Source organism: Microbacterium sp. gxy059 (assembly GCF_050958665.1).
Lineage (GTDB): Bacteria > Actinomycetota > Actinomycetes > Actinomycetales > Microbacteriaceae > Microbacterium.
The window spans coordinates 46,477-64,930 of sequence record NZ_JAMXWT010000020.1; the positions used below are offsets into that span (position 1 = coordinate 46,477).

17 protein-coding genes are annotated in these 18,454 nt (G+C 73.6%); 12 read left to right on the forward strand and 5 right to left on the reverse strand.

Features of this window, described 5'->3' with window-relative positions:
* Window positions 1-14 precede the first annotated feature (14 nt).
* Genes NHL53_RS11635 through NHL53_RS11655 form a run of 5 tightly spaced genes read left to right on the forward strand, consistent with a single transcriptional unit; the run spans window position 15 to window position 4,906 of the window.
* Window positions 15-1,553: an ABC transporter substrate-binding protein gene (locus tag NHL53_RS11635; RefSeq protein WP_433777031.1), complete on the forward strand. Its 1,539-nt coding sequence runs from the start codon at window positions 15-17 to the stop codon at window positions 1,551-1,553.
* Window positions 1,550-2,515, forward strand: a complete 966-nt coding sequence (locus NHL53_RS11640) for an ABC transporter permease (RefSeq protein WP_433777032.1) — start codon at window positions 1,550-1,552, stop codon at window positions 2,513-2,515. The genes NHL53_RS11635 and NHL53_RS11640 overlap by 4 nt, the downstream gene beginning before the upstream one ends.
* Window positions 2,512-3,348: an ABC transporter permease gene (locus NHL53_RS11645; RefSeq protein ID WP_433777033.1), complete on the forward strand. Its 837-nt coding sequence runs from the start codon at window positions 2,512-2,514 to the stop codon at window positions 3,346-3,348. Before NHL53_RS11640 ends, NHL53_RS11645 begins: the two co-directional genes overlap by 4 nt.
* Window positions 3,345-4,145, forward strand: coding sequence for an ATP-binding cassette domain-containing protein (locus NHL53_RS11650; protein WP_433777034.1), 801 nt, complete (start codon window positions 3,345-3,347; stop codon window positions 4,143-4,145). The genes NHL53_RS11645 and NHL53_RS11650 overlap by 4 nt, the downstream gene beginning before the upstream one ends.
* Window positions 4,142-4,906 (forward strand): ABC transporter ATP-binding protein, encoded by a 765-nt coding sequence (locus NHL53_RS11655; RefSeq protein ID WP_433777035.1) that lies wholly within the window; start codon window positions 4,142-4,144, stop codon window positions 4,904-4,906. Before NHL53_RS11650 ends, NHL53_RS11655 begins: the two co-directional genes overlap by 4 nt.
* A 3-nt stretch (window positions 4,907-4,909) precedes the next feature.
* Here the strand turns inward: NHL53_RS11655 and hpf are convergent, their stop codons facing one another.
* The 5 genes from hpf to mtrA form a co-directional block, all read right to left on the reverse strand.
* Window positions 4,910-5,566 (reverse strand): ribosome hibernation-promoting factor, HPF/YfiA family, encoded by a 657-nt coding sequence (gene hpf, locus NHL53_RS11660; RefSeq protein ID WP_433777036.1) that lies wholly within the window; start codon window positions 5,564-5,566, stop codon window positions 4,910-4,912.
* An 86-nt stretch (window positions 5,567-5,652) separates the two neighbouring features.
* A complete protein-coding gene (locus NHL53_RS11665) occupies window positions 5,653-6,363 on the reverse strand; it encodes a ComF family protein (RefSeq protein WP_433777037.1) in 711 nt (236 codons plus the stop codon).
* Window positions 6,364-6,460: 97 nt separating this feature from the next.
* Window positions 6,461-8,212, reverse strand: a complete 1,752-nt coding sequence (locus NHL53_RS11670) for an LpqB family beta-propeller domain-containing protein (protein WP_433777038.1) — start codon at window positions 8,210-8,212, stop codon at window positions 6,461-6,463.
* Window positions 8,209-9,882 carry an MtrAB system histidine kinase MtrB gene (gene mtrB / locus NHL53_RS11675; protein ID WP_433777039.1) on the reverse strand — a complete coding sequence of 558 codons (1,674 nt, stop codon included), beginning with the start codon at window positions 9,880-9,882 and terminating at the stop codon, window positions 8,209-8,211. The genes NHL53_RS11670 and mtrB overlap by 4 nt, the downstream gene beginning before the upstream one ends.
* A gap of 23 nt (window positions 9,883-9,905) precedes the next feature.
* Window positions 9,906-10,586, reverse strand: coding sequence for an MtrAB system response regulator MtrA (gene mtrA / locus NHL53_RS11680; RefSeq protein ID WP_433777040.1), 681 nt, complete (start codon window positions 10,584-10,586; stop codon window positions 9,906-9,908).
* 163 nt (window positions 10,587-10,749) lie between these two features.
* On the opposite strand from mtrA, the gene NHL53_RS11685 reads away from it, so the two are divergent.
* From NHL53_RS11685 to NHL53_RS11715, 7 genes are all read left to right on the forward strand, one after another.
* Entirely contained in the window at window positions 10,750-12,093 is a 1,344-nt protein-coding gene (locus NHL53_RS11685; protein WP_433777041.1) for a glycerophosphoryl diester phosphodiesterase membrane domain-containing protein, read from the forward strand.
* A complete protein-coding gene (locus tag NHL53_RS11690) occupies window positions 12,090-12,734 on the forward strand; it encodes a DUF4129 domain-containing protein (protein ID WP_433777042.1) in 645 nt (214 codons plus the stop codon). Before NHL53_RS11685 ends, NHL53_RS11690 begins: the two co-directional genes overlap by 4 nt.
* Window positions 12,731-13,921 carry a DUF4350 domain-containing protein gene (locus NHL53_RS11695; protein WP_433777043.1) on the forward strand — a complete coding sequence of 397 codons (1,191 nt, stop codon included), beginning with the start codon at window positions 12,731-12,733 and terminating at the stop codon, window positions 13,919-13,921. The genes NHL53_RS11690 and NHL53_RS11695 overlap by 4 nt, the downstream gene beginning before the upstream one ends.
* Window positions 13,918-15,066, forward strand: coding sequence for an AAA family ATPase (locus tag NHL53_RS11700; RefSeq protein ID WP_433777044.1), 1,149 nt, complete (start codon window positions 13,918-13,920; stop codon window positions 15,064-15,066). Before NHL53_RS11695 ends, NHL53_RS11700 begins: the two co-directional genes overlap by 4 nt.
* A gap of 9 nt (window positions 15,067-15,075) precedes the next feature.
* On the forward strand, window positions 15,076-16,386 hold the full coding sequence (locus NHL53_RS11705) for a DUF58 domain-containing protein (protein WP_433777045.1): 1,311 nt from the start codon (window positions 15,076-15,078) through the stop codon (window positions 16,384-16,386).
* A 61-nt stretch (window positions 16,387-16,447) separates the two neighbouring features.
* Complete coding sequence (locus NHL53_RS11710) at window positions 16,448-16,891, forward strand: Fur family transcriptional regulator (protein ID WP_433777046.1); 444 nt, start codon at window positions 16,448-16,450, stop codon at window positions 16,889-16,891.
* Complete coding sequence (locus NHL53_RS11715; protein ID WP_433777047.1) at window positions 16,884-18,335, forward strand: catalase; 1,452 nt, start codon at window positions 16,884-16,886, stop codon at window positions 18,333-18,335. Before NHL53_RS11710 ends, NHL53_RS11715 begins: the two co-directional genes overlap by 8 nt.
* Window positions 18,336-18,454 lie beyond the last annotated feature (119 nt).

Genomic DNA, 18,454 nt, shown 5'->3' on the forward strand with positions numbered 1-18,454 from the left:
CCGAGAGAGATCCCATGCGCCGCACCGCCCTCGCCGCCGCCCTTCCGCTCGTCGCCGTCCTGGCCCTCACCGCCTGCGGTCCCACGGGCGGCGAGACGCCCGCCTCCGGCCCGGACGCCGCGGCCGAGGCCGACCCCGACGCCACCATCAACATCGGCTCGATGTACGAGCCGCAGAACCTCGACAACACCTCCGGCGGCGGCCAGGGCGTGACGGAGGCGCTCACGGGCAACGTGTACGAGGGGCTGTTCCGCCTCGCCGACTCGGGCGAGGTCGAGCCGCTGCTGGCCGCGGACCACGAGGTGAGCGAGGACGGCCTCGTCTACACGCTCTCGCTGCAGGAGGGCGTCTCCTTCCACAGCGGCGACCCGCTCACGGCCGACGACGTCGTGTTCTCGATCGAGAAGGTCATCGCCGACGACTCGCAGTCCGCGCGCAAGAGCCAGCTCGAGGTGATCGACTCCGTCCGCGCCGTCGACGACCAGACCGTCGAGATGGTCCTCTCCGAGCCGTCGATCTCGTTCGTCTACAACCTGACGTACGTGTGGATCGTCAACAGCTCGTTCGACGGCGACCGCAAGAGCGCCGCCGACGGCACCGGCCCTTACGCGCTCGGCCAGTGGACGCGCGGCTCGGCGCTCAGCCTCGAGCGCAGCGACGACTACTGGGGCGAGGCGCCCGCGAACGCCGGCGTCGTGTTCCACTACTTCACCGACGCCACGGCGCTGAACAACGCCCTCCTCACGGGCGCAGTCGACGTCGTCACGAGCCAGCAGTCCCCCGACGGCCTCGCCCAGTTCGAGCTGACGGACGATTTCGTCATCAGCGACGGCGACTCCACGACCAAGCTGCTGCTCGCCTTCGACGACCGCGAAGCGCCGTTCGACGACGTGCGGGTGCGCCAGGCGATCTCGTACGCGATCGACGACGAGAAGCTGCTCGACTCCGTGTGGGGCGACTACGGCACCCTCATCGGCTCGATGGTGCCCCCGACCGACCCGTGGTACGAGGACCTCACGGACCTCGACCCCTACGACCCCGAGCGCGCGCGCGAGCTGCTCGAGGAGGCGGGTCTCGCGAACGGCTTCTCTTTCACGCTCGACACCCCGAACTACGACCCGCACCCGACCGCGGCGACCTTCATCCAGTCGCAGCTCGCCGAGGTCGGCATCGCCGTCGAGATCAACACGATCACCCCGGACGAGTGGTACACGAAGGTGTATCAGAACCGCGAGTTCGACGCGACGCTGCAGGAGCACGTCAACGACCGCGACCTCGTCTGGTACGGCGACCCCGACTTCTACTGGGGATACGACAACGCCGACGTGCAGGAGTGGGTGGCGCAGTCGGAGCTCGTCTCCAGCGAGGCCGAGCAGACCGAGCTGCTGAAGCTCGTCGCGCGCACCACGGCGGAGGAGGCCGCGAGCGAGTGGCTCTACCTCTACCCGCAGATCGTCGTCGCCCGCGCCGAGCTCGACGGCTACCCCCTCAACGGCCTGAACTCGCAGTTCTTCGCCTACGACATCACGAAGGCCGGGGCGCAGGCCGAGTGACCCGCTATCTCCTGCGCCGGGGGATCTTCCTCGCCGTCTCGCTCGCGCTCGCGAGCGTCGTGCTGTTCGTGCTGCTGCGCGTCCTGCCCGGCGATCCCGCGAACGCGCTGACGGCGGTCGGCGCGACGCCGGAGCAGGTGGCGGCCGCCCGCGCCCAGGTGGGGTCGGACCGGCCGCTCCCCGAGCAGTTCGCCGCGTGGGTCGCATCGCTCGCGACGGGGGATCTCGGCACGTCGTTCGTCAGCGGCCTGTCCGTATCCGACGAGGTCGGCCAGCGGCTCGGGGTGACCCTCCCCCTCGCTCTCGCGGCCTTCGTCATCGCGATCGCCCTCGCCGTGCCGCTCGGCTACGTCGCGGCCACGCGGGCCCGCACCTGGTACGGGTCGCTCCTGAACGCGGTCGCCCAGCTCGGCATCGCCGTGCCGGTCTTCTGGCTCGGGATGGTCCTCGTCGTCGTCTTCTCCCTCCGCCTGCGCCTCCTTCCGCCCGGCGGGTTCCCGATCGGCGGCTGGCAGGATCCCCTCGCGGCGTCCCTGGCGCTCGTCCTGCCGGTCGCGACCGTCGCGATCGTGATGAGCGCCTCCCTCATCCGCTACGTGCGGGCGGCCGTCCTCGACGTGGTCGGGAGCGACTTCGTGCGCACGGCGCGGGCGATGGGCGCCTCGCGAGGCGAGGCCATGCGCCGCCACGGGCTGCGCAGCGCCGCGGTCCCCGTCGTCGCGGTGCTCGGCATGGAGCTCGCCTCGACGCTGCTCGGCGCGGTCGTCGTCGAGCAGGTCTTCTCTCTCCCCGGGCTGGGCTCGATGCTCGTGACGGGCATCGCGCAGCACGACTATCCCGTGATCCAGGGGGTGCTGCTCGTCTCGACGCTGCTCGTCCTCCTGATCGGCTTCGCCGCCGACATCGCCCAGCGGATCATCGACCCGCGCCTGCGCGACCGACTCTCGGGAGCGTCCTCGTGACCCGCCGCGCGGTCACGCTCTGGGTCGGCGTCGCGCTGACCGGGATCATCGTCGCCCTCGCCCTCGTCTCGCTCGCCTGGACGCCGTTCCCCGTCCAGGACACGTCCGGCGGCCGCCTCGTCCCGCCAGGAGAGGGCGGCTATCTGCTCGGCACCGACCGGCTGGGGCGCGACCTCGCGACGCAGCTCATGATCGGCGCGCGGATCGCCGTGCTGTCCGGCCTGGGCGCCGTCGCGATCGCGGCGGTCGTCGGCGTCGTCGCGGGGATCGTCGCCGCGTTCGCCGAGGGATGGCTCGACGACGCGCTCGCCGCCCTGCTCGACATCCTCATCGCGTTCCCCACCCTGCTGCTCGCGATGCTCATCGTGGCCGCGCAGCCGGCGACCCTGTGGACCGCGATCCTCGCGATCGGCCTCGCCCAGAGCGCGATCGTCGCGCGCCTCACGCGGATCCTGGCGCGCCGGGTGCTCGGATCCGACTTCGTGACGGCGGCCCGCACCTCGGGGACCCGCGCTCTCGGCATCGTCTTCGGCCACGTGCTGCCGAACATCTGGACGACGCTCGTCGTCAGCCTCGCCCTGCAGTTCGGCCTCGCGGTGCTCGCCGAGGCGAGCCTGTCGTACCTCGGGCTCGGCGCCCCTCCGCCCAACGCCTCCTGGGGCCGCCTGCTGCAGGAGGCCCAGCAGACGGTGCTCGTCGCTCCCGCGGGAGCCATCGCCCCCGGTCTGCTGATCATCGTCCTCGTCGTCGGCGTCAACCTCGTCGCCGACGGCCTGCGCGAGCGGCTGGAGCCGTCGTCGCGCCGCCGCGACCCGATCGAGGAGGAGCGATGACCGATCCCCTGCTCCGGATCGACGGACTCGCGGTGACCGCCGGCGGCCGGCGCCTCGTCGACGGCCTCGACCTCGAGATGGGCCCCGGCGCGCGCGTCGGCCTCATCGGCGAGTCCGGCTCGGGCAAGTCGCTCACGACGCTCGCGATCCTCGGCCTCCTCCCCGAGGGGCTCCGCGCGACGGGGTCGATCTCGCTCGACGGACGGGAGGTCGTCGGCGCCTCCGAGCGCGACCTCGTCCGCCTGCGGGGGCGCGCCGCCGCGCCGGTCTTCCAGGACCCGCGCACGGCGCTCGATCCCCTCATGCGCGTCGGACGGCAGATCTCGGAGCCGCTGCGCCGCCGCGGCCTCTCGGGTGTGGCCCGGCGCGAGGCGATGAGGTCCCTGCTCGACCAGGTGGCGCTCGGCTCCGACCGGCGCATCGAGAGGGCGTTCCCCCACGAGCTGTCCGGCGGGCAGCGTCAGCGCATCGCGCTCGCGATGGCGCTCGCGAACGACCCGCTGCTGCTCATCGCCGACGAGCCGACGACGGCGCTCGACGTGTCCGTGCAGGCCGAGATGCTGGACCTCGTCGACCGCGTCGCCGCAGACCGGGGCACCGCCGTGCTCTTCGTGAGCCACGACCTGGCGGTCGTCCGGCGCATCGTCCGCGACGCGGTCGTCCTGCATCGCGGCCGGGCGGTCGAGCGCGGCCCCGTCGAGCGTCTCCTCGCGGCGCCCGACGACCCGTACACGGCGTCGCTCGTCTCCAGCGCGCGGCGCCTCGAGCGCGCCTTCGACGAGAGGAAGCGGCGATGAGCCCCCTGATCGAGCTCGACGACGTGACGCTCCGCTACGGCCGGAGGGACGCCCCCGCGCTCGACGGCGTCTCGCTGGCGGTCGAGCGCGGCCGCCCCCTCGCCGTCGTCGGCGAGTCCGGCGCTGGCAAGTCGACGATCCTCCGCCTCCTGCTGGGCCTCGAGGCTCCGACCTCGGGCGAGGTGCGCGCGGAGGGGCGTCCGCTGGTCCTGCGCGACCGACGGCTCATGCGCGGCTTCCGTCGCCGGGTGCAGTGCGTCTTCCAGGATCCCTACGCCTCGCTCGACCCGAGCAGGCGGATCGGCGCGATCGTCGCGGAGCCCCTGCGCTCCCTCGGCCTCGCCCGGGGTGCGGAGGCGGACGCGCGCGTGGCGGACGCGCTCGAGCGGGTCGGGATCCCGCGCGACGCGGCCGCCCGCTTCCCCCACGAGTTCTCGGGCGGGCAGCGTCAGCGCATCGCGATCGCGCGCGCCGTGGTGTGCCGTCCCGACGTCCTGCTCGCCGACGAGCCGGTCAGCGCCCTGGACGTGACCACGCGCGTCGCGATCGTCGGCCTCCTCGCCGAGCTCGCGCGGGACGAGGGGATGACGCTCGTCATGGTCTCGCACGACCTCGCCGTCGTCGCGGAGCTGTGCGACGAGACGGTCGTCCTCGACCGCGGCCGGATCGTGGAGCGGGGCGCGACGAGCGATGTGCTCGGCGCGCCCCGCGACCCGGTCGCCCGGCGCCTCGTGGAGGCGGTTCCGCGACTCGACGGCTGATCGTCAGCTCGCGAGCTCCTCCTGCGCGGGAGGGGCCTGGGTCTCGAGCGAGATGACGCCGTAGTCCCAGCCGCGTCGGCGGTACACGACGCTCGGGCGATCCGAGCGGGCGTCGACGAAGAGGAAGAAGTCGTGGCCCACGAGCTCCATGCGGTCGACGGCCTCCTCGACCGTCATCCACTCGGGGTCGAAGGTCTTGGTGCGGATGACGACCGGCGTGTAGTCGTCCTCCTGCTCCTCCTGCACCGGGACCGCGCCCGTCGCGACGGCCTCGAGCGTCGCGGCGTCCACGGGCGTGATGTCGATGCCGGCGAGACCCGCACCCTTCTCGTGGTGCGCGGCGCGCGGACGCTGGCGGTCGGTGACGCGGCGGTCCTTCGCACGGCGCAGCTGCTCCGTGAGCTTGTCCAGCGCGGTCTCGAGCGCCTGGAACTTGTCCTCCGCGCGCGCCTCTGCCCTGGCGACCCTGCCGCGGCCCCTGACGGTCAGCTCGACCTTGGTCTCCTCCACGCGACCTCGATGATGCGCCGACTGCGTGACCTTGACGTCGAACTCGTCCGCCCGCGGGGCGAGCGTCTCCACACGGGCGATCTTGTCCTCGACAACGGTTCGGAAGCGGTCGGTGATGCTCACGCCTACGCCGACGATGCTGATTTCCATCTCTGCCTCCCATTCCGGTCCGCCCGGAGTGAGCGAACCCTCGGTCGCTGTGTGATCCCCCACCGTATTGGTTCCCACCGACGGTGTCACGGATTTTCGGAGGCGAGTTCTCCGGGAGTGTCGCCGGCCGACGGGTCGGCGCGATCCTCCCGGCGCGGCGTGGCGGCGACCGCCGCGGCGCCGACCACCACGGCGCCCGCCGCGAGGAGCGCCCGCCGTGCCTCCTGCAGGGTCGCGCCCGTCGTGACCACGTCGTCGACGAGGACCACCCGGGCGCCGCGCGCCGCGGGATCCGCGACGAGCGAGCCGCGCACGTTGCGCCTCCTCTCCTCCCTGCCGAGCGCGCGCTGGTCCTCCGGCTGCCGCGCGTGCCGCAGGAGGCGCGCGGGGCGCACGCCCGCGCGACGTGCGAGCAGGTCGACGACGCGCAGCCCCCTGCGCCTCACGGAGGCGGCGCGGGCGGGCACGGGGACCGCGATGAGGCCCCGCTCCGCTCCCGCGGCCTCGGCCAGCGCGGCGCGGAGCAGCGCGGCGAGCGGCCGGGCGGCGTCCGTGCGGCCGCGTCTCTTCAGCGCCCGGATCGCGCGCGCCGTCTCGCCCGCGTAGGCCGCGCCGGCGACGACCTCGAGCGGGGGATGCGCGTCGACGACCCGCACGCGCCGCACGGCCGGGCGGATCCGCGCGGCGCATCGCGGGCACAGCGCGATGCCGGGAGCGTTGCACCCCGCGCACGCGACCGGCGCGAGAAGCGCGAGCGCGCGGGACACCGGCTCGCGGAGCGCGGGGAGGATCCTCATCCGGCCAGCCTGCCCGGCGCGCTCGAGCGCCCGATCGCGCCGCCCCTTCGCACGGGGACGAACCCGCGCGATCGCCTCGCGGGGAGACGGAGTGCCGTCAGCCCCCCGCGGGCGGAGCGCCCAGCTGGGTGGCGAGCAGCACGACGCCGTCACCCGCCTTCTGCCAGGACGCGGTCGTGCTGCGCCGCACGTAGAGCTCGCCGTCCGAGGTGAGCAGGCGCTCCGCGGAGCTGGGGTTGCCGTAGGTCACGGTGTCGACGTCGAGCGACACGGTGATGCGCTCGGACAGGCCGCCGATCGTCTGCTCGATGATCGAGGTGCTGCCGTCGGTGACGACCGCCGCGGCGACCGAGGTGTCCGACACCCAGGCGATCGAGCGCGCCGCACCGTCGAGCTGCGCGACGGGCTGCAGCGGACCGAGGCCGAGCGGGATGCCCTCCTCGTCGCGGGGGATGGACGCGACGAACAGGACGTCGCGCGATCCCGTGCGCCCGGCCACCGCGAGCCGCGCGCCGTCCCGCGAGACCGCGATGTCCGTCACCGACCGCAGCCGGGCGAGCCCGTCGATCGGCAGGGACGACCCGTCTGGCGCCCAGGCCCGCAGCGTGCCCGGGTCGGTCCCGTCCGCGGTCCACACGCATCCGAACGGGTCGAGGGCGGGCGCGATCGTGTCCCCCTCGTAGGTGATGGGATCGAACGTCGCGTCGTCGCGCACGCGCCACACCGTGCCGTCCTCGGTCTGCACCACGGCCTCGCCGCCGTCGCCCGCGATCTCGATCGACGTCGCCGGGTCGTCCGCATCCGCCGCGGGCGCGAACCGCTCGGCGAAGACCTCGCTGATGCCCGCGATGGGCTCCACGGCGCCGGCGGCGAAGAAGCCGAACTCCTCCTCCGTCATGACGACGGCGCGCGCGTCGGGCAGGGTGGGCGATGCCTGCGCGTCGGCCGCGCCGAGGGCGGTGCCGCCCGCCTCGAGACGCAGCTCGTCGGCGGCGTCCGACGCCTGCAGAGACGCCCACAGCTGGGTGCGCATGCGCTCCTGCTGCTCGTCCGGGGCGTCGCGCGCGTTCTCGGTGAGGTCGACGCGGGCCACCCGGTCGTCGAGCGTCTCGACCGCGCGCAGGCGCACGTCCTCGTCGAACGCCGAGACGGCTGCCCCCTCCAGCCAGGAGGAGGGCGAGCCGCCGATGAGCCCGCGCACGATCGTCTCGATCGGCTGCGACGTGCTCGGGAACCAGCGCACCTCCGGCACGAGGAAGCGCCACGTCGGGTCGAAGAACATCAGGGTGCGCGCCTCGTAGATGAGCGGGAAGTTCCCGCTGTGCACCACCACCCCGGGAGGGGCCTCCGTGATGCGCCACTGCCCGTCGTCGTCGCGCGCGAGCTCGAACGAGAGCACGACGGAGCCGCTCGGCGCGGTGCGGTACTCCCCCGTGTCGGACACCGTGCTCGTCGGCGCGATCGTCACGTCGACCGCGCCGGATCCCTCATCCTCCCCGAACGAGGTGAAGTCGCCGACGGCCCGGTCGTTGATGCTGTCGACCGTGACGCCCGCCTCGGGATCCCACCTCTCGGCGAAGTCGTCGCTGAGGAACTCCCGCGCGATCGCCCAGTTGTCGGCGGGGCTTTCGACCGCATCGAGGAAGCCCAGGACGATGTCCTCCGCCCGCGCGTCGTCGGCCGGCCCGTCTGGCGAGAACTGCCAGCGCGGCGCCGCCTCGGCCTCGCCGACCGGGCTGCCCTGCTGCGGGTAGCCGTCGACGGGGAGGCCGGCGCAGGCCGCGAGCGCCGTCGCGGCGGCGACGAATGCGGCGAGCGCGGCGGCGAGCCGGCGGATCGGACGGATCATGGGCGCTCCCCCTTCCGCTCGTGCGCGACGACGAGCGTCTCCGTGTCTGAGGGGTTCCCCGCCAGCTGTTCGCTCGCCGGCAGCTCGCCCGGCGGCACGACGGGGATGGGGGACGTCGACGCCTCGACGTCCGCCTCGCGCGGCAGCGTCAGCACGAAGTGCGTGCCCACCCCGAGATGCGACCACACCTCGAGGCGCCCGCCGTGCAGCGTCGCGTCGCCGAGGGCGATCGACAGGCCCAGGCCGGTGCCGCCCAGGGTGCGCTGCCGCGACGGGTCGCCCCTCCAGAAGCGGTCGAACACGCGCTCGGCGTCCTCCGGCCGCATGCCGAGGCCGTAGTCGCGCACGCCGACGGCGACGGCGCGCCCGTCGCTCGCGACCGTGACGTCGATCGGCTGCCCCTCGCCGTGCTCGATCGCGTTGCCCACGAGATTGCGCAGCACGCGGCGCACCCGACGCGGATCGACGTCGGCGACCACGTCGTCGGAGGCGGTCACGAAGCGCAGCTCCGTGCCGTTCTGCTCCGCCACCTGCGTCATGCTCGACACGACGTCGCCGACGATGTCGGCGACGCTCACGGACTCCCGCTCGAGCTGCACGGATCCGGCGTCGTACCGGCTGATCTCGAGGAGGTCGGCGAGCAGCTCCTCGAACCGCGCCACCTGGTCGTGCAGCAGCTCGGCGGAGCGGGCGGACACCGGGTCGAACGACGCGCGCTCGCTGAACAGCACGCCGGCGGCGAGCCGGATCGTCGTGAGCGGGGTGCGCAGCTCGTGGGAGACGTCGGAGACGAATCGCTGCTGCACGAGGGACAGCTCGGCGAGCTCGCGGATCTGGGACTCGATGCTGTCCGCCATCTGGTTGAACGAGCGGGCCAGCGTCGCGAGCTCGTCCTCTCCGGCGACGTCGAGCCGCGCGGACAGGTCGCCGGCGGCGAGCGTCGCGCTCGTGCGCGCCACGTCGATGATCGGGCCGGCCACGGCCCGCATGACGAGCCACAGCACGCCCGCGATGATGACGACGAGGGCGATGCCCGTGATCCACAGCGTGAGCTGGACGTAGGCGAGGGTCCGCGCGACGTCGTCGAGCGGATAGGCGAAGTAGATCTCGAAGAGACCGACGTTGGGCACCTGCAGCTGCTGGCCGATGACGATACCCGGCACGTCGTAGCCGCGCTCCGCGGGCAGGCTGATCGACTGCCACCACTGCGTCTCGGGGATGTCGCGGACGCGCTCGCGCAGGCCGGGCGAGACGTCGCTCTGCCCGAAGGCGTCGGTGAGGGTCGAGAAGGCGGGGGGCGCGTCGGGGGTCGTGCGCCCCTCGATGGGCGCGCCGGCGATGTAGGCGGTCGAGGCCTGCGTCTGCAGCACGTCGAGGAGCTCGCGCTGCAGCGCCCACACCGCGGCGCGATCGGTGGGTGCCGGGGCCTGGTCGACGCTGTCCTGCGCCGTCGCGATCGCCCGGTTCGCCTCGGCGAGGAGCTGGTCGCGGCGCCCGTCGAACAGGTCGGCCTGGATCGCGAGCGCGGCCCAGACGATCGCGACGATGATGGCGACGGTCGCGGACGCCGTCGTGATGAGGATGGTGCGGAAGCGCAGCGAACGGCGCCACAGCCGCGCGGCGTAGCGCCAGAGCAGGTGGGGTCGCCTCAGGACGGTGTGCAGACGCATCCGCTCCCCGTTCATGCGCTGCGTCAGGACGTCGCGCCCGCGCGGTAGCCCACGCCGCGCACCGTCATCACGATGCGCGGGTTGTCGGGGTCGAGCTCGATCTTGGAGCGCAGGCGCTGCACGTGCACGTTCACGAGCCGGGTGTCGGCCTTGTAGTGATAGCCCCAGACCTGCTCGAGGAGCTGCTCGCGGGTGAAGACCTGCTGCGGCTTCGAGGCGAGCGCCACCAGCAGCTCGAACTCGAGCGGCGTCAGCGCGATGAGATCGCCGCCGCGGCGCACCTCGTGCGCCTCGACGTCGATCGCGAGGTCGCCGACCCGCAGGGTCTGCGACGCGTCGAGCTGGGCGGGACGCAGGCGCGTGCGGATGCGCGCGACGAGCTCCTTCGGGTTGAAGGGCTTGACGATGTAGTCGTCGGCGCCGGCCTCGAGCCCCGCGACGACGTCGGTCGTGTCGCCCCTGGCCGTGAGCATGATCACCGGGACGCCCGACTCCTGCCGGATCTCCGAGCAGATCTCGATGCCGTCCTTGCCGGGCAGCATGAGGTCGAGCAGCACGAGGTCGGGCGCCTCCGCGCGCCACATGTCGACGGCGCTCGCCCCGTCCGAGCAGAACGAGATGTCGAACCCCTCCGTGCGCAGCACGATGCCGATCATCTCCGCCAGAGCGGTGTCGTCGTCGACGACGAGGATCCGACCAGTCATTGCGTTCCGTCTCTCCGTGCTCGCAGATCTCCACCGGGCGCGCGGGAAAGCGCGCGCGATCCAGCCTAGCGGGGCGGAGCGCGCGGGCGAGCGCGACACTCGCCTCCCCGACCGGAGCGAGGGACGCGAGGGGTGTGGAACGATGGGGGCGGGAGGACACGACGTGACGACTTCGACGACACCCGGGTGGGCGCCTGCGCCCCGACAGGGTCTGATTCCGCTCCACCCGCTGGGGTTCGGCACCATCTTCGGCAAGGCCTTCTCGGTCCTCCGCGGCAATCCCAAGCCGCTGCTGCTGTTCGCGGTGGGCGCGCAGTTCCTCGCGTCCGCCCTGCTGCTCGCCCTCACGGGCGCCGTGGCGTTCTGGTCGTTCTCGCGCCTCGACACGATCCCGGAGAGCTCGCCCGACTTCGACACGATCCTCATCGGATCCGTCTTCCTCACGACCGGCACGGCCCTTCTGCTCGGCCTGCTCATGACGGCGGTCACGATCCTCGCGCAGGCCGTCGCGGTCGCCGAGGTCGCCCACGCCTCGCTCGGCGAGAAGGCTCCCCTGGCGACGCTGTGGCGCCGGGTGCGCCCCGCGTTCTGGCCCCTCGTCGGGTACGCGCTGCTGATCGGCGTCGGGATGACGGTCGTCGCCGTCGCCCTCTTCGTGCCGACGGTGCTGCTCGCCTTCGTCGACCCGACGGGGCTCTCGGTCGTGGCGGTCGGCCTCCTCTCGCTCCTCGGATTCCTCGTGCTCAGCGCCTGGATCAGCACGAAGCTGTTCCTCGCGACCTCCGTCATGGTGCTGGAGGGAGGCGGCCCGATCCGCGCGATCCGGCGCTCGTGGCGGCTCACGCGCGGGCGCTTCTGGTCGACGTTCGGCGTCTGGGTCCTGCTCAACCTCTGCGCGACGGTCGCCGCGTCGATCGTCAGCATGCCCCTCCAATTCCTCGCGCCGCTGCTCGGCACGGTGCTCGCCCCCTTCGGCTCGTCGCCCGACGACGCCATCGGGATGCTCGTCGGCTTCGGCATCGGGGTGCTGGCGATGTACGCGCTCACCTTCCTCGTGCAGGCGGTGTTCGTCGTCGTGGTGGCCGCGGGCGGAGCGCTCGCCTGCATCGACGCCCGGATGCGCGAGGAGGGCATCGACCTGCGCATGCAGCGGTGGGTCGAGGCCCGCGCGACGGGTCGTGAGCCCGCGGAGGATCCGTACTCCTACGCCGAGGACGCCGCGCCCTCGCCGTACGTGCCGGCGCCGATCGGCGGCGGCCCGCAGCCCTACCCGGGCTACCCGCCGCACCCCGGATACGCGCCCGCACCCGGCTACGGCCAGCCGCCGGCGTCCCCCGGATACGGCCAGCCGCCCGCCGCACCCGGTTACGGCCAGCCGCCCGCGCAGCCTGGATACGCCGCTCCGCCGCCCGCCGCTCCGGGATATGCTCAGCCGCCGGCCGCACCCGGGTACGGCCAGCCGCCCGCGCCGCAGGCGCCCTCCGGTCCGCCGGCGCCGCCCGTATGATCCCCGCCGTTCCTCCGCCCGATCCCGACGAGGCGCGGGAGTGGCTCGAGAGAGAGCTCTCCGATCCGGTCTATCGCGAGGCCGAGGCCACGGTCTTCGACCGCGTCGCCCGCGCGATCGCCGAGTTCTTCGAGGCCATCTTCAACCCCCGCGTCGACGGCGCGGCCTGGAGCGGCGTCTGGACCGTGATCCTCGTCCTCCTCGCGGCGGCTCTCATCGTGACCGCATTCGTCATCTGGGGGCGTCCGCGCCTCGAGCATCGGCGCGCGGGCGCGTCGAGCGAGATCTTCGATGACGACGCGAGGTCGGCGGACGAGCTGCGGGCGGATGCCGAGCGGGCCGCGGGAGAGGCCGACTGGGACGCCGCGGTGGTCCTCCGCTTCCGCGCGCTGGCCCGCGGCCTCGACGAGCGCGGCGTCCTGCGCGCGCCGCCAGGCACCACGGCGCGCGCCCTCGCGCGGGCCGCCGCGCCGTTCTTCCCCGACTCCGCGCCTGGCCTGAACGCCGGCAGCTCCGCGTTCGACGACGTCCGGTACCTCCGGCGCGCCGCGACCGCCGACGTCTACGCCGAGGTCGCCGCCGTCGACGACGCCGTGCGCTCCGCCCGCCCCGCTCTCGCCCCCGAGGCGGCGTTCGCATGAGCCTCCTCGCGACGACGGCGCCGCCCGATGAGGCGCCCGCGCCCTCCCGCTCGCGGACCCGCCGCGCCCTGCCGTGGATCGGGCTGGCCCTCGCGCTCGTCCTCGGAGGCGGCGTGCTGTCGCTCGTCGCCTGGGAGTGGAGCCAGCCCGACCCCCTCGGAGCCGAGAGCCCGCGCTACGACGGCGCGCGCGCCGTCGTCCACGTGCTCCGCGAGCAGGGGGTCGAGGTCGTCGAGGCCCACGATATCGACGCGGCGCGCGAGGAGCTCTCGGGCGGCGGGACGCTCGTCGTCACCGACCCGTGGCTCCTCTCGGGAGATCCCCTGGACGAGCTCGTCCAGGCGTCCGATCAGACCGTGCTGCTGACGGCCGACCTGGTCATCGCCGAGCAGCTCGTGCCCGGCATCGAGAACGGCGGGTACGCCACCGAGCCGGTCGCCCCTGGCTGCGACCTCCCCGCCGCGGAGAACGCCCCCTCCGTGCGCCCCGGCCGCGGGTGGGCGCTGCCCGACGGGTCCGACGCGATCGGCTGCTACCCCGTCGGCGACGGCTTCGGCCTCGTGTCGGCCCCCGCGACTGGAGGAGGATCCGTCATCCTCCTCGACGGACGCGAGGTCCTCGCGAACGACGTGATCGCCGAGGACGACAACGCGGCGCTCGCGCTGGGCCTGCTCGGGGCGGCGGACCGCGTCGTCTGGTACACGCCGTCTGCAGGGGACGCCACGTCAGACACCGTGCCGCCGACCCTCGCCGACCTGGTGCCCGGATGGGTGACGCCGGCCATCGTGCTCCTGCTCTCGGCGGGGATCGCGGCGATCGTCTGGCGCGGACGCCGCTTCGGGCCGCTCGTCGCCGAGACGCTCCCGGTCACGGTCCGCGCGAGCGAGACCCTCGAGGGGCGCGCCCGGCTGTACCGCGAGGCCGGCGATCCCGCGCACGCCGCGGACGCGCTCCGGCGCGGCGCCCTGCGCCGCATCGCCGTCCGGCTGGGGCTTCCCGCACGGGCCGGCGCCGCGGAGGTCGCCTCCGCCGCGGCCGCCGCCACGGGCCGGGATCCGCGCGCCCTCCACGACCTGTTCTCCGAGGTCCCCCCGTCCGACGCCGACCTCGCGCGGATCGGCGACGACCTCCGCGCCCTCGAAGACGCCATCGACGACGTCCGCCACCGGAAGGATCCGCAGCGATGACCGACCACCTGCCTCCCACCCCTCCCCGTCCTCCCCTGCCCTGGCAGCAGGGAGACGCGCCTGCGGCGGCCTCCTCCCCGGCCGCGCCGCAGCCGCCGGCCGCGCAGCCCGATCCCGCCCCGCAGCAGGAGGTCCCGCAGCAGGGGGCTCCGCAGCCCGGCCCCGCCGCCGCGCCCCGGCAGGCGGGCCTCGACCCCGAGGCCGAGCGCCTCCGCCAGGCGGTGGGCCGGGTGCGGACCGAGGTCGGCAAAGCCGTCGTCGGGCAGGACGGCGCCGTCAGCGGGCTGCTGATCGCGCTCCTCGCCCGCGGCCACGTGCTGATCGAGGGCGTCCCCGGCGTCGCCAAGACCCTCATGGTGCGCGCGTTCAGCCGCGCCCTCGGCCTCGACACGAAGCGCGTGCAGTTCACCCCCGACCTCATGCCGGGCGACGTGTCGGGGTCGCTCGTGTACGACGCCCGGTCCGGGGAGTTCGAGTTCCGAGAGGGCCCCGTCTTCACGCACGTCCTCCTCGCGGACGAGATCAACCGCACGCCGCCCAAGACGCAGTCGGCCCTGCTCGAGGCCATGGAGGAGCGGCAGGTCTCCGCCGACGGCGTCTCGCGCGCGCTGCCCGAGCCCTTCCTCGTCGCCGCGACGCAGAACCCGATCGAGCAGGAGGGCACGTACACGCTCCCCGAGGCCCAGCTCGACCGCTTCCTCCTCAAGCTGCGCGTCGACGTCCCCGGCCGCGACGCGGAGGTCGACGTGCTGCGCCGCCACGCCGCGGGCTTCTCGCCGCGGGAGCTCTCGGAGGTGGCGGCCGCCGTGACTCCCGACGAGATCCTCGAGGCGCAGCGATCCGTGGACGGGGTCGACGCGACCGACGACGTGCTCGCCTACATCGTCGACCTGGCGCGCGCGACGCGTCAGGCCGCCTCCGTGCAGGTGGGGGCGAGCCCGCGCGCCGCGACCGCGCTGCTCGCCGCGGCGAAGGCCTGGGCCTGGCTGAGCGGGTACCCCGCCGTCACCCCCGACCACGTGCAGGCGATGCTGACGCCCGTCTGGCGCCACCGCATCCAGCTGCGCCCGGACGCCGAGATCGAGGGCGTGTCGGTCGACTCCGTGCTCACCTCGGTCGTGCGGCAGACCGCCGTCCCGCGCTGACGGACGCCGATGTTCCTCTCGGGTCGGGTCCCCCTGCTCCTCGCGATCGGCGTCGTGCCCGTCGTGCTGCTCGACACGGCGGGGATCAGCGCGTGGGCGGCCGCCGGGGGCTGGCTGCTCCTCGTGGCCGTCCTCGTCGCCGTCGACGTCGTCTCCGCCCCTCGGCCGGACGCGCTGCGGATCGCGCGGGACGCGCCCGACCGGGTGAAGCTCGGCGATCGCGCCGTCGCGCGGACCCGCATCGTCAACCCGACCGATCGCACCGTTCGCCTCCGCGTGCGCGACGGGTGGCAGCCCACGGCGGGCGCGCCCGGCGAGCGCGTCCGGCTGACGATCCCGGCCCGCGAATCCCGGCTCGTCGAGACGCCCCTCTCCCCCCGCCGGAGGGGCGAGCTGCGCAGCGGGTTCATCGCGATCCGCGCGCTGGGCCCCCTCGGGTTCGCCGGACGGCAGGCGAGCATCGAGGCGCCCGAGCGGATCCGGGTGCTGCCGCCGTTCCGCGCGCGGCGTCATCTCGCGAGCCGCGTGCAGCGCCTCCGCGAGCTCGACGGGGCGACGAGCCTCCAGGTGCGCGGCCAGGGCACCGAGTTCGACTCGCTGCGGGAGTACGTGCGCGGCGACGACGTGCGCTCGATCGACTGGCGCGCGACGGCGCGCGCGGGGACGACGATGCTGCGCACCTGGCGTCCCGAGCGCGACAGGCACGTCACGATCATCCTCGACACGGGGCGCACCTCCGCCGCGCGGGTGGGCGACGAGACCCGCCTCGACGCGACCTTCGAGGCGGCCCTCCTGCTCGCGGCTCTCGCGACCCGGGCGGGCGACCACGTGCACCTGCTGGGATTCGACCGGATCGTGCGGGCGCGCGTGACCGGCGTCGACGGCCCTGCCCTGCTGCCGGCGCTCGTCGACGCCCTCGCCCCCGTGGAGCCGCAGCTCATCGACACCGACTGGGACGCCGCCTTCGCCCAGGCCCGGAGGCTCGCGCGGAGGCCGAGCCTCGTCGTCGTCCTGACGGCGCAGGAGTCCCTCGCCTCCTCCCGGGGGTTCCTGTCGTCGCTCCAGGCCCTGCCCGACGCCGGCACGACCGTGCTCGTCGGCACCGTGAGCGACGCCGGCCTGTCCGAGGCTGCTCGCGCCGGCGGATCCGTGTCCGAGCTGTATCGCGCCGCGGCGGCCGAGACGACGCTCCGCGAGGCCGACGAGGTCGCCCGCGCGATGACGAGGACCGGGGCCGAGGCCCTCTCCGACACCCCGGAGGGCCTCCCGCCGCGCATCGCCGACCGCTATCTGGCGCTGAAGAAGGCCGGCCGCCTCTGACGACGCGCCGACCGTGCCGCCGCTTTTCGCGAATCATTCAGAACAAGCTACGCTGGTGGCGATGACCACGCTCACCTCCGACGACGACATCGCCTCCGTCCTGCGCGGAGCCGGGCTGCGCGTCACCGCGCAGCGCATCGCCGTGCTGCAGGCGCTGGCGGCGCGTCCGCACGCCGCCGTCGACGAGCTGCACCGCATGGTCATCGAGCGCATCCCCGGCATCGCCCTGCAGACCGTGCACGGCGTCGTCGGAGACCTCACGGAGGCCGGCATCGCGCAGCGCGTGAGCCTGCCCGGCGCTCCGAGCGCGCTCTACGAGATGCGGCGCGACGACAACCACCACCACGTGCAGTGCATCGTCTGCGGACGGGTGGAGGACGTCGAGTGCGTCATCGGCGAGGCCCCCTGCCTCGAGCCCTCTCATACCCACGGCATGCGCGTCATCGCGGCGAGCGTGACCTTCCGAGCCATCTGCTCCCGTTGCGAAAGGACAGACATTGTCTGACACCCCGATCCTCACGACCCAGACGGGCACCCCCGTCGCGAGCAACGAGCACTCGCTCACGACCGGCCCCGACGGCGTGACCGCTCTGCACGACCGCTACCTCGTCGAGAAGCTCGCCTCGTTCAACCGCGAGCGCGTGCCGGAGCGCAACCCGCACGCCAAGGGCGGCGGCGCGTTCGGCACCTTCCGCGCGACGGAGGACGTCTCGGCCTACACCCGCGCGAAGGTGTTCCAGCCGGGCGCCGAGGCCGAGGTCCTGCTGCGCTTCTCGTCGGTCGCCGGCGAGCAGGGATCGCCCGACACGTGGCGCGACGTGCGCGGCTTCTCGCTGCGCTTCTACACGGAGGAGGGCAACCTCGACGTCGTCGGCAACAACACCCCGGTGTTCTTCCTGCGCGACGCGATGAAGTTCCCCGACTTCATCCACTCGCAGAAGCGCCTCGGCGCCTCCGGCCTGCGCAACGGCGACATGCAGTGGGACTTCTGGACCCTGTCGCCCGAGAGCGCGCACCAGGTCACCTACCTCATGGGCGACCGCGGCCTGTCGAAGTCCTGGCGCCACCTCAACGGCTACGGCTCGCACACCTACCAGTGGATCAACGAGGCGGGCGAGCGGTTCTGGATCCAGTACCACTTCGTCTCGAAGCAGGGCGTCGAGCACATGTCGGCCGCCGACGCCGAGCGCATCGCGGGCGAGGACGCCGACTACTACCGCCGCGACCTGTTCGAGGCCATCCGCGGCGGCGACTTCCCCGGCTGGGACGTCTACGTGCAGGTCATGCCGTACGACGACGCGAAGACGTACCGCTTCAACCCCTTCGACATGACGAAGGTGTGGCCCTTCGAGGACTACCCCCGCATCAAGGTCGGCGAGTTCACGCTGAACCGCAACCCGCAGAACTTCTTCGCGGAGATCGAGCAGGCGGCGTTCTCGCCCGGCAACCAGGTGCCTGGCACCGGCATCTCGCCCGACAAGATGCTCATGGCCCGCGTGTTCGCCTACCCCGACGCGCAGCGCCACCGCGTCGGCGCGAACTACAACCAGCTGCCGGTGAACCAGCCGCACGCGGCGCCGGTGTTCACCCACATGCACGAGGGCCCGATGCAGTACGAGTTCAACCCGGCGGACACCCCCGTGTACTCGCCGAACTCGTTCGGCACCCCGGTCGGCGACCCCGAGCGCGGCGTCGAGGCGACCTGGGAGTCGGACGGCGAGCTCGTGCGCAGCGCCTACACGCTGCACAGCGAGGACGACGACTTCGGCCAGGCGCGCACCCTGTACAACGACGTGTTCGACGACGCGGCTCGCGACCGGTTCCACGAGACCCTCGCCGGCCAGTACCGGGGGCTCACGATCGACGTGATCCAGGAGCGCTTCTTCTGGTACTGGGGCCAGGTCGACGAGAAGATCGTCGCGGGCGTCCGGGCGAAGCTCGGCGCGTGACCCCGCGCTGACACCCGCGAAAGGGGGGGGGGGGGGGGGGGGGGGCCCCCCCCCCCCCCCCCCCCCCCCGCGTCGGCCGTCGGAAGGGCGGAGACGGTCATCCGCTCAGCCCTCCAGCA